This window comes from Pseudoalteromonas sp. OANN1, assembly GCF_024124685.1.
GTDB classification, from domain to species: domain Bacteria; phylum Pseudomonadota; class Gammaproteobacteria; order Enterobacterales; family Alteromonadaceae; genus Pseudoalteromonas; species Pseudoalteromonas piscicida.
Window position 1 is genome coordinate 74,450 of the sequence record NZ_JAMXSE010000010.1, and the last position, 18,069, is coordinate 92,518.

Sequence of the window (18,069 nt, forward strand, 5' to 3'; positions counted from 1 at the left end):
AGGCCTAGTATGTATGATAAATGAAAAGCACCTTATTATTGCGATTGATGATAGCGAGCTTATTCTTACGCAATTGCAATTGTTGATTTCTAACCAGACACCATGCACTTTTAAAGGGTTTAACAGCGGCCTGTCTGCATTAGGAAGTCAAGAGCTCCATCAAGCTTCCCTCATTTTGCTTGATATCAACATGCCGCAAATGGATGGTGTAGAGATATTGCGAAAATTTGCCGAACTAAGCATCCAAGCACCTATCGCATTACTAAGTGGCGAAAAGGGTCTATTCATCAAAAATACTGCAGCACTGGCTGAGCTTCATGGCCTCACCATTATATCTAGTTTAGAAAAGCCACTCTCTGCAACCAAACTAAAAGAACTTTACAGTCAGCTCCAGTCTCAAAATACATCCACTAAGTCCCAACACGCACTACAAAACTATAGTAAAGATGAGATCTATGAGGGGCTATTGCGAGAAGAGTTTTGTGCTTATTTCCAACCAAAAGTCGCCAGTCCATCCGGTGCAATTATTGGCGCAGAAGTACTTGCAAGGTGGCATCATAATACCGATGGCACAGTGCCACCTTCACAGTTTATCGCGACAATGGAAGAACATAATCTTATTCATTTGCTTTCATATAGTTTGTTAAAACAGACTTTGTCCTTGCTTAGCTATAATCGAGATATTCTTAAAGCGCTTCAATTCAGTATTAATTTGAGCGTAAAAGAGCTTGAAGACATAAAACTCCCAGAAAAACTCGAGTCCATTTGCGAAGAGTATTGCACACCCACCTCTCAAATCACTTTAGAGCTAACTGAAAGTCACTTGTTGGAAAACATCAAGCGCGCGCTTGATGTGTTGCTGCGTTTAAAACTTAAAGGCTTTAAGCTGTCTATTGACGATTTTGGTACTGGATATTCTTCGATTAAGCAACTTAACGAATTGCCGTTTGATGAACTCAAAATCGATAGATGCTTTGTTGATGGCTGTTCAACGCAACCCAACAAACGCGTCATTATCGCGAGCACCTGTGAGATGGCTCACCAACTTGGACTAGAGGTCGTCGCTGAGGGTGTCGAAGAGGTTGAAGATCTCGTCGTTGTACAGAGCTACGAAGTAGAATCAGTTCAAGGCTATTATTACTATCCACCGTGTACGCCATCAGAGTTTTTGCAAACTGTCTCAGAATCCGCATTGCAAAAGTCTCATTCTAGTAAATAATTAAAATTAATGGGCTGTGTTGTACTCTCATAGTCAGAGGGAATCTATGCATAAAAAAGACGTTGAACACGCACAACGACATCCAAAAGTGATTATTATTTGTGACGATCCAGCTGAAATGACTGGCGTTGTCGATATTGTTGCTTCTCAAGTCAATGAATACCGTACTCTCACTAGTCATAAAGAAGTAGCAGAGGTGCTAACTGAGTCTCCACCTGTTGTCATCGTTATTGCTCGAAAAACGGTCGCAAAAAGTGTCGAAATCTATAGCTTGCTTGCCAAGCACGGCTTGCTTAATTATGCTCATGAGAACATTTTGTTGTGTGAAAACAAAGAGTCTGGCGTGGCCTTTCGGTGTTGTATGAAAGGTATTTTTACCGATTACTTTGTCTACAAACCTATGTATGAGAACTACCGATTTCGTATGATCCTACATAATGCCTTAGTTCGCACAGAAGGCACATCTGAAGTTGCCAAAATCAGAGAGGAACATTTTGGTCGCATAGATGACAAACTAAAGCAATTGATTGATGATGCAGCCTTGTACCATCAAAAAGCGGATGAGACGCTACAAACGGTAAGACGTAATCTCGACAATGAAAAAGGGATTAATAAAGTTCAAGATGACTTACTAAATGAACTAAAACAAAAACATTTATCACCACTGTTGGATGAATTAGAACATCAGCTTGCCGAGAGTGTTCATGAATTAACGAAGCGATTAAAAGACAAACAATTCTCTATCGCTGAGCTTACTGCATTGCTGAGCGAAAAAGACAACTCTAAGTGCGCGCAATTAGCGCAAAATGTATTGCCAGTAGGTGATACGGGTGAAGTCGATGTCAGTGAGCCAAAAGCGCTTGAAACCAAACAAGAAGAAATAAAAATAATGGTGGTGGAAGACAACGAAATCTACCGTGAAATGATAGCCAAGATCCTACGTGATGAGGGGTATAAAGTAGACTGTGAAACCAGTGGGTTAGGCGCTATAAAAACATTGAGAAAGCATAAATTCACCATGGTATTTATGGATTTATTTATGCCAGAGCTTGATGGCTACAATACAACCAAAAATATTCGCAATATTCCACATTGTAAAAAACTTCCTATCATTGCGCTAACTAGCAATAAAAACAAAGATATAATCAGAAAGTGGGCGTCTTTGGGGCTCACAGGGTACATCACCAAACCGTCTACCAAATCATCTATTTTAAAAGCCGTGGAAAAAGCACTTACGGAAAACCAATAAGTTGCGTAAAGTACAAATCAGCAAACATTATCAAATCGAGTTCTGCCATGATAAGCCATATCAGCTCTGACGTAAGTTTCGGAGTTGTAATTGGCCGCATAAACCAACAACGAAGTGAACGATGACTAAAAAAGCAACGACCCTGAGCCATTACACTACTCGCTTAAATACTGTTATTGATTACATCTATAACAATATTAATCGCGAACTTGATGTGATCACGCTTGCTGATCAATGCCATATGTCGACTTATCACTTTCACCGTGTTTATCGCTCAATCGCAGGGGAAACCATCAATGCAACCGTGAGAAGAATGCGACTACATGTTGCAGCAGGTATGTTAATTCGCACCCAAGACTCCATTGCAAAGGTGGCTGAGCAAACCGGCTACGCAAGTATAGAAGCGTTTAGCCGAGCATTTTCTCAACGATATAAGCAACCACCTAGCCTATTTCGCCAACATGAACAGGCCAAGGCAAAAGGCTGTGCGGCCGAATTTTATATCATTAAGGTAGATGAGGATTCGAATATGTTTAATGTAGAAATAGGCAGTAATGAGCAAATGATGTTAATCGGACTTGAGCACCGTGGCGATTACATGCAAATCGGTCAAGCATTTGAGAAGTTAAACGTACTGGCGCAACAACAAGGCTTATTAGGTGAAGATACGCGTTTCTTTGGGGTGTATTTTGACGACCCAAAAACCGTAGAGGAAAGCAAACTGAAATCAATGGCAACAATTTTGGTGCCAAAGACAACGGCATCCCTCCCTGATGAGCTTTGTGAATTCGCCATTCCATCGGGCAAAACAGCTAGCCTACTTTACCAAGGTGACTATGCTTCTCTTGAAACGCCTTACGAGTATCTGTTTGGACAATGGTTACCAAACAGTGAGTTTGAACCTGCCGATGTGCCTGTTATCGAAGAGTACTTAAATGATGTCAGAGATACACCACCACACGAGCTTCTCACTCGTATCACTTGTTACATTAAATAACTGATTTTTTATCCTGTTCAGGGATTAACTGATCTAAACGTGACTAAGAAAAGGAGGGACTTCCCTCCTTGTTCTTTGTGAACCTTAGAACCTATAGTTAAAGCTCAACTTAGCATTACGCTCGTTGCCAGGCGTACCGCCTAAGAACAATGCTTTACTGTAATAGCGCTCATCAGTTAGGTTTTCAAGGTTTAGCTGAATATCGAACTGTTCAGCATCGAACTTAATCGCAGCATCCCAGCGGGTATAACCATCAATGGTTGCCGTAGGCAGACCGAAAGAAACAGAGTTAATTGTTCGTTCACTCTCATAGTTAATGCCAAGACTGTACTCTAACGCCCCCTCAAACCAATCCACGGGTTGAGTATATTTAATCCACGTGCTGGCAAACTTTTTCGGCACGCCTTTCATTTGACCTGAGCGCTCATTCAAACGGATCTCAACAGCATCTTGATAGGTTGCGTTCATATTCACACTAATCTGGTCGTTCAATGCTAAATTTAAGTCAAGTTCTACACCTTTTGACTCGTCTTCATCATCGAAGAAATAGCGTGGAACACTCACATTGTAGTCTTCACCAGGCTGCTCGTTATACTCAGGGTTGTTATACATTAGGTTTGTGCGTTTAGTTTCAAACCACACTAATGACCCCAATAAATCTTCGTCAAACGCAGTAAAACGCACACCAATATCTAACGTTTCAGATTCCGAGTCAGGTCTGTTTTTACGGTTCGCATCAGCTTCATTTTCTAGGCTACCCAGTACACTGTATGCAGTACGACCTTTTGCCATATTTACAAAAGCAGAAAGCTGAGAGGTCACTTGATAATTCAAACCAATATTATACGTCATACCAGCATCATCCGTGTCCAGCTCTTCACTCTCTTCAGGTGAACGCTCAGTGCCCAAATGCTGATATTTTTGTTCAACGCTAGTATATGCAAGGCCAGCACGAGCAGTTAGTGCATCAGTGATATACACCACTTCTTGTGCACTAATGCCATACGCCGTAAGTGTTTTATCGTAGTTACTGCGTAGCGATGGGTTATAATCCTCAAATTCGCCTGTCGGCCAGTTTGGCTCGCGAATATCTAAGATATATGGAATTGAGCCTTTACCATCTGCATCATATGCAGACCAACTTTTTAAGCGCATATCACGATTTTCATAGTTAACGCTAACTAGGTGCTCACCGCTCAAAGAACCCATATCCCAAGTTAACTGTAAATCAGCAAAGTACTGCCACGTTTTTTCGCTGGCAACTTGACGGCGATACTCTTGACGGCGAGCCGCATAAGGATATAGCACATCATCAATCACAAGCGGGGCTCTTGGGTTTGCATTGATCACACCATTGCGCTCCCAATAAACATAATTATAAGCACCTGTTTGGCGAACAAAATCCGAATCGTAACTACGCCATAATATCTGCTGGGTTAGCTTTGAGCTGCGATTTAAGTACCAATCGTGACGAAGCTTTATCCGTAACTCTTCACCTTCATTAGGACGAGATAAAGGAGAAATAAGATTCCCATCGCCAAGATTGAAAGGCTTTAAGCCATCGCCAATACGGATTGACTCAGCAAGTTGCGCGCGCTGTTCATCATTCAGTTGTACACCTAACCACTTACCTTTCTCAGCATCATATTGTGGGTCATTTGGCAAGCGATCAGCTGTAACCAGTCCTGGTTGCCCAGTAATGCTATCCCAGTTAATAATGCGTACAGGATCGCCAATTGAATCTACTTGTTGCGAATCATCAATATAAGCCGTTGAAAGTAAAAATGAGTGCTCACTGCTTGGGTCGAAACGTAAGCTTGCATAGATTTCGTCTCTATTAGATTCTAGATCTCGATAGCCGTCGCTACGCTCATGGTTTGCAACAACACGGTAGGCAAGCTTGTCAGTAATTGCATCTGTAAAATCAACGCCCAAGCCATAAGTATTCCATGCGCCCACTTTACCGTTAATTGCAAGCGCTTGTTCAAATTGTGGCTTTTTCTCGACTAAGTTAACTACACCACCAGCTGCACCAATACCATAAAGGCCTGTAGCAGGACCTTTTAACACTTCAATACTTTCGATGTTGGTTAAGGAGCGTGTTGGGTTAAAGCTGTTACCTAAGTCAGCACCACCATACATACCATCATAGGTATAGTTTACGCCTAGGCCACGAACCATTAGCGAATCACCAATGCCGTAGTTATTACCTGCCTGAGATAAACCACTTACGTTGCGTAGTGCTTCTTGTAAAGTCGCTGCGCTTTGCGAATCTAGTAGCTCTTTGTCAACAACAACAACCGCTGCGGGGGTCTGCATAAGATCCATATTAGACTTAGTTGCAGTTCCAGATTGCAAAATAATTTTATTGTGTTTGCCGTAGACACTGATTTTTTCTATGTCTTCAGAAGCAAAAGCCGCTGTGCTTGTACCTAGTAAAGCTAGCTTAACCGCAACACATGAGGCGGAAAGAACAGAAGAGCGAGAGTATTGCATTTTTTAACTCCAAACTACGCAATTGGATCTTTTTGAAATAGCCACGAATACCTATTTCAGAAAATAATTTATCAGAGAGGGAGCGAAGTTTAGCAAAACAATGGTAATGATAACAACTATCATTTACATTTTAAATTTGTAATGTTTTTTGCAATACACGCAAAGATGATAATAAAGTGTAACGGATGGATATTTTTATTTAGCGAGCGTAATCTAACTTCGTTATTTCCTCGCTGCGCGGCTTACCCAATTTTGCAAACCGCATTAGGGCCTGTTGACCTTTGCTGTTTGATTTTTGTTCTCCTGAGTGTATTTTGGTCGCGACGCTCGACTTGCCGCCTAGTAATCTAGGCAAAAGTTGAGCAACAATGAACAAAACGCACTCAGGTGAACCCAAAGGGCAGCGCTTGATTGGCATTTCTACTGTGTTATCGCCTGACTCACATAGAACAACTATAGCTACACAGGCTCTGCCTTGTATAAATACCAATCAAACTGCTGCAAAAACAAACTTGAAAGATAAACAGGCCCTAGATTAAAACAATCCTAGCAGCGTCGGATATAACTCATAACAGGTAAAGCTCACTTCAAGCCCAATCAAGACTAAAAGAAAACTGACCAAATGCCCTACTTTTACTTTTGAACAAACATAAGCGCCTAAGGGAGCACCAACGACCACAATCGGTATTGCCGCTAGCAAATAGCCATTTATTTCACTGGTGATCGTATTGAGATGCCACGCATTGATGCTACTTCCAATCAATGAGGTAAACGTCATCACCACGACAGAGGTTGCAGTCGCCTTTTTCACATCTGCATTATAAGCAATCACCAACAAGGCAAAGAGTGCGATATCTGCACCCGACCCTACCAATCCACTCGCTATACCTCCAATTAATGCTACAACCATAAAGCGTAGCATTTTAGGTTGGATAAACTCACTGCTAGGTTGATGATGTGCCTTACGCCACCACCTTAAAATCAGTGTTAGTGCAAAGCAGAGCAACAAAAAACTAAAAATAGACTTAACGAGGAGCCTAGGTGCTAGAGGTGCGATATATAATAGGCTGAGCGTTACACCAAGCGCAGCCATTGGCAACGCCATTAAAATAACATTTTTATATACCGGAATTCGGCGACAGAAAATGGTAATGGTCGCCGCGGTCATACCAAAGCTTTGTATCGCCAGAGAAAATACCTTGGCAGTAGCAGGATCTATGTCTAATAATTTAGTCATCACAGGAAATGCAACAGCGCCACCACCTAATGCCGTTCCACCTGCCACAAACGATCCCAACGCCATGGTAAGCGCAATATGGGATTCACTGATAATTTGGCCAAGCGCCTGATAAAAGCCTTGTACCCAGATCAACGTAGCGTACACACCCAGTGTAAAAAATAACGGCCACATTGTCGGTTTTGTTATTCGTTGCAACATCATTCATCCATTACTCTAAGAGCCTTTCCTTACCATTTCGGTTACCTTGCTCGCCTTGCCTTTGAGCGAACGCAATTAAACATGATGAATACATTTTTTTCAAATTAATTTTACATTAAACATCACTCTATCTAGTCTGCAAGAAACACATCCTCAATAGTTGAAACGTACGCCTATCTCCCTTATTATAACTATAAATAATTACTTATTACTTTTTGTTATATCGGTAATTTGCTTATACCCAAAGGCTCAGTCATGACAGTAGAAACGGTGTTACCTCAAATATATCTAGATGCTAATGCAACAACCCCTGTATTAGAGCAAGCAGCAGACGCAGCATTGGTTACCATGAAAACCATGTTTGGCAACCCCAGCAGCAGCCATATTACAGGCCTTCAAGCGAAGCAACTGATGGAGCACACTCGTCAAAAAGCACGTGCTGTTTTAGGTTCTGGTCATGGTCGAGTGATCTTCACCAGTGGCGCAACCGAGGGCATCCAGACCGGCATACTATCAGCCCTTTGTGAAGCAAAAAAGAAGATACAGCCAAATAAAAAATATACGCTACTTTACGGGGCAACTGAACACAAAGCGGTGCCTGAATCACTCAAACATTGGAATCAAATTTTAGAAATTAATGCCGATGTCAAAGCTATTCCAGTTGATGGTGCAGGTAATCTGGATTTAGCGTTTATCGCAAATGAAGTGCCTAATGCGCTAATGATTTGCACTATGGCTGTTAATAATGAAACTGGTGTATATCAAGACCTGAACAAATTAGAAGAAGTAATAAGAAAGCATAATTCAGATATTTTTTGGATGGTTGACTGTGTGCAGGCGCTGGGCAAACGCAGCTTAAACCTAGCAAGAACAACAATTGACTACGCACCTTTTAGCGGCCATAAGCTCTATGCACCAAAAGGCATCGGTTTTGTTTATATTCGAGAAACCGCACCGTTTACGCCATTTATTGCAGGAGGCGGTCAAGAGAGCGGTTTACGCTCAGGAACAGAAAACTTGCCAGGCCTTGCCGCACTGAGTGTGATTTTTGACGAACTGCTAAAAGAAAATGACAGCCAATTTGCAAGCGTAGATAAACTACACAATTTTCGAAATCAACTGACACAAACGCTTAAAGATGCGTTCCCGACAATTGTATTTAATAATCAATTCAGTAATAGCGTTCCAACTACACTAAACTTTGCAATTCCGGGATTTAGCTCAAAAGAAATCATGGATTTGTTCGACGCAGCAAACATCCGTGTCAGCTCGGGCTCAGCGTGCAGTTCAAAGGTAACGCGCAGTTTTGTGCTAGATGCCATGGGACTCCCTGCATGGCAAAGCGAGTCGGCTATTCGACTGTCTTTTGGTCCTGCCACAACCCAAACTGAAATAGACGCGGCGTGTGAGCGCATTCTCCATTGTGCTCAGGCACTCGGTCACAGCTGTCTCATGCAAGCGGCGAATGGCGTTAACAATAAAGAAGCGCTTGACGGTCTAGTACAATTCAAAGTGGGTGGTGCATGCTGTTGGCTGTTTGCTGATAAGCAGTCAAAAACGGCGATTATTATCGATCCACTTCCTGAGCTGGTAGAGCGTCTTAATACGATATTGGAATGCCAGCAGCTAACACTGCTCGCTGCGCTTGATACACATGGTCACGCAGATCACGAATCGAGTCGAACCGCACTGACTTTACCAAAACAAACATGCGACCATTTAGGCTGGCCTACTCAAACTACACAAATTGAATTTAAAGGCCAGTCACTCGAAGCGCTAGCCATTGGTCACTACCGTCTTGCAAAACTAGCCACCCCTGGACATACGGAAGATAGCGTCACCTTTATGCTATTGGAGCAACAGCAAGGTGAGTACACCATTAGATACGTTTTTTGTGGTGATCTAATCCTAATGGGGGCGCTAGGTAGAACCAACTTCTCCACCAGCTCATCAAAAGCGATGATGCACAGCATTCAGTTACTTGCTCAACTTATCGAATCCGATACTTTGTTATGTCCAAGCCACGACTACAACAATGAGTTTGCAACCACCCTAGCAGCAGAGTGTAATCGTAATTTGCTATTAAATAGTGTGCTTCAACATGACATTGCTGTTGATATATTTGTCGAGAAAAAGGCACAAATAGACAAAAACATTGTTGATGAGGCTGGCAGCGAGATCATGTGTGGCGCAACGGTTTGTACTAAAAACCAATTTGAATTGCACGAGTACACCACAAAAGAGCTCAATGCCCACATCGCAAACAACGAAAGTGTGCTGTTAATTGATATACGAGAACCGCATGAATATGCCCTAAACCACGACAGAGCATTTGATCAAAATGTGCCCCTCACCCGCCTTACTGACTTTATTTGCAAACATAGTCAAGACAAGTCGAAAGAGTTGGTGTTGGTGTGTCGCAGCGGCAGCCGTTCACAAGCTGCCGCACAAGCGCTGGCGAGACTTGGCTTTCATAATATCGGACATTTAAAAGGAGGGTATGCACTCATTCCATCTGCATAACCTTTACCGTTTCCTTTCTAAAGCCCCTACAGCGCTTGCTATGGGGCTTTTTTGATCTCGTTTTTCATCATTACCGTATGACTACTAAAAATGACTAATACCAATTGGCTTAATTAAGTGCTCTATTTTGAGGCGAGAAAGTCTTGTCGATAACCCCGCTACCGCGTCCTGCTATCGCCAAGGTACCTACATCCGTGTAGGCAAGGCGAAAATTTTGCTATTTAGTTGTTCTAAATGAGAAATTTTTAACGCAGTTAGCGTCAGATTTGCTCCGTCAAATTGAGCAAGTATTAAGACTAATTGGTATAACCCTTACATGGCTCATAAAAAACCAAATCTACCTTATAAAGTATGCCCTATTTGCAAACGTCCGTTTTATTGGCGGAAAAAATGGCAAAGAGATTGGGAAAACGTTAAGTACTGCTCAAAGCGCTGTGCTGCCGAGCGCCGCTCAAATATAAGGCACATCAATACGTAGTCTAGAATAAAGCTTTGTAATATTTGCAAATTACAGAACAATAATATTGATAATCACTCTCATCTACAATATCATTTGCGCAAACTTAGATCATAGGGATTAATCATGCGCTCATTTAAATACAAATATCCAAGCCTTATTGCCAGTGTTGCACTGGCGTTGTCTTGCTCCGCAATTGCACAAGAGCAAACCAAACAAGATAAAGACGACATTGAAATCATCGAAGTTAGCCCAAGAGGTCTGATTTCATACGTTAGTGCTACTGCGTCAAAAACAGCAATTCCTATCGTCAAAACGCCAGTTTCAGTTTCTGTATTAACAGCGCAACGTATTTCTGATTTAGGTGCAGAAACGCTGCAAGATGCGATTGGGTATGTTGCGGGTGTTTATAATGGGCCATATGGCGTTGATACTCGAGGCGACTGGTCTAAAATTCGTGGCGTCGACCCCTTACTCTATGTTGACGGCCTGCAAAAACTGTTTGGCAATTACAACAACACGCGTACTAACCCTTATGCGCTTGAAAGCGTCGAGATTTTAAAAGGCCCTTCATCAGTACTTTACGGACAAGGGTCTACAGGTGGTATCGTCAACGCAGTATCAAAATTGCCAAAAGCAGACACTGAAGGTGAGATCTGGGCACAAGTGGGTAACTACGACCGTAAGCAACTAGCACTTGATTACAACACCACATTTGGTGAGCTGCAAGAGTATCAAGCACGTGCTGTTGCCATGTATCGAGACAGCGGCACGCAGACCGATTATGTTGATGACAACACCCTGATGCTTGCACCAAGCTTTAGCTGGCTTGCTTCAGATGAAACTAAAATTACCCTACTTACCAATCTTCAGAGAAATGAATCAGGCTCTTCAACGCAATTCTTCCCGCATGAAGGCACTATTCTACCAGCAAAATATGGCCAAATTCCCAGTGAGCGTTTCGTCAGCGAGCCAGGCTGGGATAAATATGATACTGAGCAACAAGCAATCACCGCTATTGTTGAGCACAGCTTTGATTTAGACACACATATTAAGTTCTCCGGTCGCTACAGCGATAGTTCATCCGAGTACCGTACCATTTATTCTTGGCCACCAAAATTTGAAGCCGACAAACGCACTGTTAAGCGTATCGCCAGCCTCACCGATTCAAGTGCACGTAGTGTGACGATGGATCTTCAATTCCATAAATATTTGGAACTGGATGTGGTTAAACTCACTATGGTTTCAGGTGTTGATTACCAAAATGCAGATACTGACTCTGATCGCGGCCGCGGCGTTGCAGCACCATTAGACTTATATAACCCAGTGTATGGACAAAGCACTGAGTTACCAACTGCGGTTGTCGATAACCCTGAAAATACGCTAAATAACAAGCAGCTTGGTGCTTATGCACAAGTTACTGCAGAAATAAACAGCTGGGTACTCAATGCGGCACTTCGCTATGATGACGTTTCAAATCAAGTGCAAACAGCAGGTGCAATCAAGAATAGTCAGAATGCCACAACAGGTAGGATTGGTGTGCTTTACCAGTTTGAGAATGGCATAGCACCCTATGCTAGCTATTCTGAATCATTTAAGGCTGTATTTGGACAAAAACCACAAGGTGGCGCATATAAACCGCTTGAGGGCGAGCAAGTTGAACTTGGCTTGAAATATCAGCCAACAGGTACTGAACACCTTATCACGGCATCTATATTTGAAATCAAAGACAAAAATCAAATACGAAAAGTGTCCCCCGAATTTGAAGTACAAGACGGTGAAATCGCGGTAAAAGGATTCGAGCTTGAAGCCCAGCTTGAATGGCAGCACCTTGATATTTATGCGGCATATTCTTATTCAGATACGGAACAAGACGTTTCTCCGCTGTCACCTACAGAACTCTATGTAGCGCAGGACTTGGTTACGTTAATCACAGATGATGCTCAGCTCTCAGCAACACCAAAGCACTTAGCTTCAATTTGGGCGACATACCGCGCGGACGAATGGCTTCCTGGGCTTAAATTTGGTGCCGGTATCAGACATGTGGGAGAAACCTACGATGGCAGTCGTACAGTTGAACTAAACGGACAAACACTACATCAGCAATTAGTGACCGACAACTTTACGCTTGTTGATATGATGATTGGCTATGACATTGAACAATATCAATTCAGTTTGCAAGTTGATAATGTCAGCGATAAAACGGTTATTACCAGCTGTTTGTTCCGTGGAGACTGTTTCTACGGACAGCGTAGAACTATTAGTGCTAACGTAAAGTATAAGTTTTAACGATTAAATTATAAGAACTAAATCGCCCTAGAACCGAGACCAATGGTAATAGGGCGATGACTTAAAACTGATAGCTAAAAATTAAACTGCCATCAGCGCGATCAACGTTATGTCTATCACTTTCACCATAACCTGCAACCAATTTAACCCGCCAACCTGGTTGATTGATACTGGTAAAATAGTAGCTATAACTTACACCGATACCATTTGTCGTTTCACTATCAAAGAGGTCGATAATTGGCTCAAAAATACCACATGTAATATTATCATCGTCTTCACATACGGGGCCCGCATCTCTTGCTCCCAAAGCCCCTAACACCACGCCTATCGCATGTTTGTTATTGTCAGACACCGCTTTCTCATAGCCTACAGAAAACCCATCGTCCAGACCAATAAGATAATTTCCATACCATCGACTATTACTATCGGCCTGTGGAAGAGACAGTTCAATTTGACCAAAAAATGGATAGCCAGTACCAGCAGAAAAATCGACCGAATTGGCAACACTTGCGGTGCTGATTAGCAAAGCAGAAATACCAAAAGTGGCCTTTATCAACGAAGAGAACATTAAATTTTCCTTGTTTAACTTTCGCACAAAACTAGCAGTAATCGTTCCCAAATGAAATACACTCGATGTAAAGACGTGTAACATCTATCACATCAACAAATTAGTGAGTTCTGTTATTAGCTTATCCACATCGGCGCGGCTCACCCCCATATGCGTCACAAATCGCATGCCTTGATATCCTGGAGTGATATTAATGCCCTTAACCTTTAACTGCTTTGCTGCCGCAAAAAGATCAATGCCAGCTTCCACTTCAGCGAAGATAATATTTGTCTGTACCAAGTGCTTGCATGGCTTAAACCCAGGCAGTTGCTCAAGTTTTTCAGCTAAATATTGCGCGTTTTGATGATCTTCCTCGAGACGCTCTACATTATGTTGCAAAGCATAAAGACCAGCCGCCGCGAGCATACCCGCCTGACGCATACCGCCACCAAGCATTTTTCTAAGCCTTCTCGCTTTGTCTATCAACGCCTTATCACCAAGCAATAAAGAGCCAACCGGCGCACCAAGTCCTTTAGATAAGCAAATAGTAAATGAATCAAAATGCTTTACGATTTCTGTGATATCAACCTTTAACGCGACTGCAGCGTTATAGACTCTTGCACCGTCAAGGTGAAGTTTTAAGCCACGCTCATCACACAGCGCTCTGGCTTGTGCGATATATTCTAGACTTAATACCTTGCCACCAATGGTGTTTTCTAAACTAAGCAGCTTAGTTTTCGCAAAATGAAAATCATCAGGTTTAATTGCTTGTTTAATTCTTTCTAAGCAAATACTGCCATCGGCCTCGTTTTCTAGTGGCTGCGGTTGAATAGACCCAAGCACAGCCGCACCACCCGCCTCAAATTTATAATTGTGCGCTTGTTGGCCGCAAAGATATTCATCCCCTCTTTCACAGTGGCTCATCAGTGCAAGCAGATTTGCTTGCGTACCTGAGCTGGTAAATAGCGCAGCCTCAAAACCATGACGCTCAGCCGCAAACTGTTCAAGTGCATTTACTGTTGGATCATCACCATAAACATCGTCACCAAGCGGTGCATCAAACATGCTTTGTTTCATGGCGGGGGTCGGTTGCGTAACCGTATCAGATCTAAAATCCATCAATATTATCCTTGTCAAAAGAGGAGCACACAGCATAATACCAATTGAATTAATTCTCTAATCAATTTGAAGGGTGAAATAGCATATTAGCTTCGTTAAAAATTTCTCATTTAGAACAACTAAATATCAAAATTTTTGCCTTGCTACTAAAGCTATTTCCCCGCTTCAAGATAGATCATTTACTTAATACAACTGGTATAACTGAAAAACGCGCATTGAAGTATAAAACAAGATGAAAAAGGGAGTTGTTCACTCCCTTCAAGATCCGATACTTTTGCAGGGTTTACTGCAACCCGGGCCAAGTGCCATTATCAATGGCTTTAGGATAACCCGCATCCACTTTGTCAAAAGTAATGCTATATCTTAAATAGCGACCGTCAGTTAAGAAGAAATAAGCACGCGTGTCGTTCCACTTTAATGCTGCACTTATCTTTGTCGCGTAGGCACCAAGTCCCGGCCAAGTATTATCGTTGATAGCCTTGGGATACCCACTGTCCACTCGGTCATCTCCCAAGTCATAGCGTAAGTATTGACCATCATCTAGGAAGAAATACACCTTATCTGACGTCCAACGAAGAGTTGCGGTTATTTTATTTGCGTAGGCAGCAAGCCCTGGCCAAGTATTGTTATCAATTGCTTGAGGGTAACCTGCTCGTACCTTATCGCTCTGTACGTCATAGCTCAGGTATTGACTATCCGATAGGAAGTAGTACACCGTATCACTGTCTTTATAAAAACTCGCTCGAATTTGTTGTGCATAATCGCCAAGTCCCGGCCAGTTGCCATTAGTCACCGATACCGGATAGCCATCATCTGTTTTATCTAACACCGTATCGTAACGCCAGTAGCGCGCGTCTTCAGAGAAAAAGTAGCTCTTAGTATTGTGCCACTGATGCGCAGCACTGAGTTTCAGCTCGGTAACTCGATAGCCAACATACACACCCTGTTGCTCAAAGCTATAGTTATTGATGCCAGATTCGGGCTGCGGATCTTGCCACTGTGTAACACCAGCAGGCAATGTTTCAACCAATTGGCTATTTCGATAAACACGCGTTTGCGCATTCGCACCATTTAGCCACGTAAATAGTTTATTGGCATAATTGAGTTTACGAATTCCTAAGTCACCGTACATCGGCGTGCTTTCAAAACCCGCTTGCACATTTGTTTCAATGCCCATGTAAGATAAAATCGTCGGTACAATCGCTGTTTGTGCTGGATAGCCATATAAACCAGAAAAGTCGGTATTAGCAGGATTAACGTCTTTTGAGCTAAATTCTTTATTCAGCACTTTGTTGGTGGCGATAAAGATGGTTTTCTCAGGCTCGGTTTGCTCACCGTGATGACAGCCGACAACCGGTGTACGGCCATGATCGGTGGTGACCATCACCAACCAGTTCTCACCGTTTTGCTCTCTTGCTTCAACCGCGTCGAGCAGTTTACCCAGTCGCTTGTCCGCATCTTCTACCGATTTATTGTAGGCAGAACCAAAGCATAAGCTGTGACCCACGGCGTCCGGTTCATCTAAATGTAAAAAGACAAAATCAGGTGAGCCGTTATTTAATGTTGCCAGCGCTTTATTTAAATTATCGTCGTCGCTACCTCCCTCCGATCTCCTGTCCATCAGGGCGACATCGTCACTGAAGAATTGCGTATGAATGGGTCCCCAAGTACTAAAACTTGAGATATTGGCGTTAGCATCATGTTCTGCGATGTAACGATAAAGGCTGGGATAGGCTTTGTTTGCTAGACCTGAGTCGTTGCTCGGCACTTGATGCTTATTCACCCAAACCCCAGTTAAAATTGTCGCCCAACCTGGGCCACTTTTGGTTTTTTGCTGTGTTTGTGTTTTTGCGATCCCGCCAGTGTAAGCTTGAGTTAGATATAGGCGATCAAAATTCGGCGTATTATTGGCAGCAATTTTTTCGTATTGCAGGCCATCGATACCAATGAGCAATACTTTGTTTTCAAGTGCATCTACACTTGCGGTAAATGAAAGTGCAAGTAATGCACTACTAAGCACGGGTAATTTCATTATCTTTCCTTTAAATGTGAATTTCTGGACTAGTCCAAGGAAGATAATAAATCCCAAACATGAAAAATCGTTTACAAAAAAGTTACATGGAAAAATATTTTATCGCGGGTTTTGCTAACCTGCTCTTGCTTCTAAACTTTCGCTTAGCTGCTCCAAGCTCTTACCTTTGGTTTCTTCTACAAACAAAAATACCAGCGCAAACGAAAGCAATGAAAACAGGCTGTACAATAAAAAGGTGGTGCTTGCCCCTAAATATTCAAGCTCCCACGGAAACACTAGTTGTACAGTAAAACTGGCAGCATTATTAATCACACCGACAACAGAAATCGCAACGGCTCGAATTGCATTTGGAAATATCTCCGAAAACATTACCCACATGACTGGCCCCAGCGACATCGCGAACGACGCCACAAAAAGGGAAATCCCAAGCAGAACCAGTTTTGCTGGCATATTAATACTGTGAGCGAAAATCACGGACTTGTATTGCCGGTACTCATCTGCAGTTAAACGCTGCTTGATTGCGTCATTAAATGCAACATCGGAGGTGAAAGTCTGGCCTAATATTGGTGCTAAAGCATGCACAGGAAAATCGTCTACTTCAGTTTTAATTTCAGCAATATGCGCTGTATTTAGCTGATAAGTTGCTTGTTTAAAGCCCCAACTACACAGCGCCATACTAAAGCAAATACCAGTTAACCCAATGAGCAACAATGGCCGCCGTCCGAGTTTATCTATGGTCAGTAGCGCAACGATGGTAAAAACCACATTGATCAGACCAATCCAAATCGCTTGCATAAATGCAGCGTCAGTACCAATACCGCTTTGCTCAAAAATGGTCGGAGCATAAAAAAACACCACATTGATCCCGGTGACTTGCTGCGCGACGGCAAGCACAATGCCTACCATCAAAGGGACACGAAGTCGCTTACTAAACAAACTGCCCATTTTGCGTGCAAGCGACAAACTACTCAGTTGCAGTTTAGGTAACGCGGCTTGAATAGCATCAAGTTGCTGTTGTGCATTGTTGCTACCAAATAATCGCGTCAATGTACGTTTAGCCTCTAGCTGCTGATCCTTCATCAATAACCATCGAGGGCTTCGCGGTAATAACAGTAACAACAAAACCCAAGCCAGTGCTGGCAGAGCTTCAACACCAAGCATCCAACGCCATGTTTGACTGTCTATTTGCCAACTAGACACCCACATTGCATCGCTATGGCTGAGCTGAAGTAAGAAATAATTAGTGAAATAAGAGATAAATAGGCCAACGACGATATTGAGCTGGTTAACCGATACCAAACGCCCGCGCTGATCCGCTAAGCTGATCTCAGCAATATACATAGGCGCCACCATCAAGGAACAAAATGCCATACCGCCAATAAAACGCGCAATCACCAATGCTTCAAACGAAGTCGCAAAAGCCGAGCCAATCGCGGAGACAAAATACAAACACGCGGTCATCAGTAATGTTTGCTTACGGCCAATGGCATCGGCCACCGGCCCTGCAATAAGAGTTGCGACCAACCCTCCTAAGGTAGGCGCACTCACGACTATCCCTTGCTGCCATGGGGTGAGCTTAAAGGCCTCGCTAATAAACCCAATTGCACCCGAAATCACCGACGCATCAAAGCCAAAAATAAACCCGCCTAACGATACAATTAAGGTGTACTTTAATGCATTGGATATCGACAGGCTGGTCATCG

General features: G+C 42.8%; 12 protein-coding genes. 6 read left to right on the forward strand and 6 right to left on the reverse strand.

All coding sequences use genetic code 11. From position 1 onward, the window contains the following. Positions 1-13: 13 nt before the first annotated feature. The 3 genes from NH462_RS10665 to NH462_RS10675 all read left to right on the forward strand — a co-directional run bounded on the left by NH462_RS10665 (position 14) and on the right by NH462_RS10675 (position 3,465). Positions 14-1,219: an EAL domain-containing response regulator gene (locus tag NH462_RS10665; protein WP_010375255.1), complete on the forward strand. Its 1,206-nt coding sequence runs from the start codon at positions 14-16 to the stop codon at positions 1,217-1,219. Between the two features lie 46 nt (positions 1,220-1,265). Further along, positions 1,266-2,468 carry a response regulator gene (locus NH462_RS10670; RefSeq protein ID WP_253105658.1) on the forward strand — a complete coding sequence of 401 codons (1,203 nt, stop codon included), beginning with the start codon at positions 1,266-1,268 and terminating at the stop codon, positions 2,466-2,468. Positions 2,469-2,589: 121 nt separating this feature from the next. After that, a complete protein-coding gene (locus NH462_RS10675; RefSeq protein ID WP_253105659.1) occupies positions 2,590-3,465 on the forward strand; it encodes an AraC family transcriptional regulator in 876 nt (291 codons plus the stop codon). A gap of 84 nt (positions 3,466-3,549) precedes the next feature. Here the strand turns inward: NH462_RS10675 and NH462_RS10680 are convergent, their stop codons facing one another. Together NH462_RS10680 and NH462_RS10685 are read right to left on the reverse strand one after the other, a co-directional pair. Next, entirely contained in the window at positions 3,550-5,961 is a 2,412-nt protein-coding gene (locus tag NH462_RS10680) for a TonB-dependent receptor (protein WP_010375263.1), read from the reverse strand. Between the two features lie 535 nt (positions 5,962-6,496). Beyond that, entirely contained in the window at positions 6,497-7,399 is a 903-nt protein-coding gene (locus tag NH462_RS10685; protein WP_010375269.1) for a sulfite exporter TauE/SafE family protein, read from the reverse strand. A 255-nt stretch (positions 7,400-7,654) separates the two neighbouring features. Between NH462_RS10685 and NH462_RS10690 the strand changes: the two genes are divergently transcribed. From NH462_RS10690 to NH462_RS10700, 3 genes are all read left to right on the forward strand, one after another. Next, positions 7,655-9,922 (forward strand): aminotransferase class V-fold PLP-dependent enzyme, encoded by a 2,268-nt coding sequence (locus tag NH462_RS10690; protein ID WP_253105660.1) that lies wholly within the window; start codon positions 7,655-7,657, stop codon positions 9,920-9,922. A gap of 316 nt (positions 9,923-10,238) precedes the next feature. After that, on the forward strand, positions 10,239-10,400 hold the full coding sequence (locus NH462_RS10695) for a DUF2256 domain-containing protein (protein ID WP_082086233.1): 162 nt from the start codon (positions 10,239-10,241) through the stop codon (positions 10,398-10,400). Positions 10,401-10,505: 105 nt separating this feature from the next. Continuing rightward, positions 10,506-12,668: a TonB-dependent siderophore receptor gene (locus tag NH462_RS10700; protein WP_253105661.1), complete on the forward strand. Its 2,163-nt coding sequence runs from the start codon at positions 10,506-10,508 to the stop codon at positions 12,666-12,668. Positions 12,669-12,729: 61 nt separating this feature from the next. Here the strand turns inward: NH462_RS10700 and NH462_RS10705 are convergent, their stop codons facing one another. The 4 genes from NH462_RS10705 to NH462_RS10720 form a co-directional block, all read right to left on the reverse strand. Further along, a complete protein-coding gene (locus NH462_RS10705; RefSeq protein WP_010375277.1) occupies positions 12,730-13,236 on the reverse strand; it encodes a hypothetical protein in 507 nt (168 codons plus the stop codon). 87 nt (positions 13,237-13,323) lie between these two features. Continuing rightward, complete coding sequence (gene ltaE / locus NH462_RS10710; RefSeq protein ID WP_253105662.1) at positions 13,324-14,334, reverse strand: low-specificity L-threonine aldolase; 1,011 nt, start codon at positions 14,332-14,334, stop codon at positions 13,324-13,326. Positions 14,335-14,617: 283 nt separating this feature from the next. After that, complete coding sequence (locus NH462_RS10715; protein ID WP_253105663.1) at positions 14,618-16,366, reverse strand: hemopexin repeat-containing protein; 1,749 nt, start codon at positions 16,364-16,366, stop codon at positions 14,618-14,620. Positions 16,367-16,480: 114 nt separating this feature from the next. After that, the gene (locus tag NH462_RS10720) at positions 16,481-18,067 is read right to left on the reverse strand and encodes a sugar porter family MFS transporter (RefSeq protein ID WP_010375286.1); all 1,587 of its coding nucleotides are present in this window, start codon (positions 18,065-18,067) and stop codon (positions 16,481-16,483) included. Between the last annotated feature and the right edge of the window lie 2 nt (positions 18,068-18,069).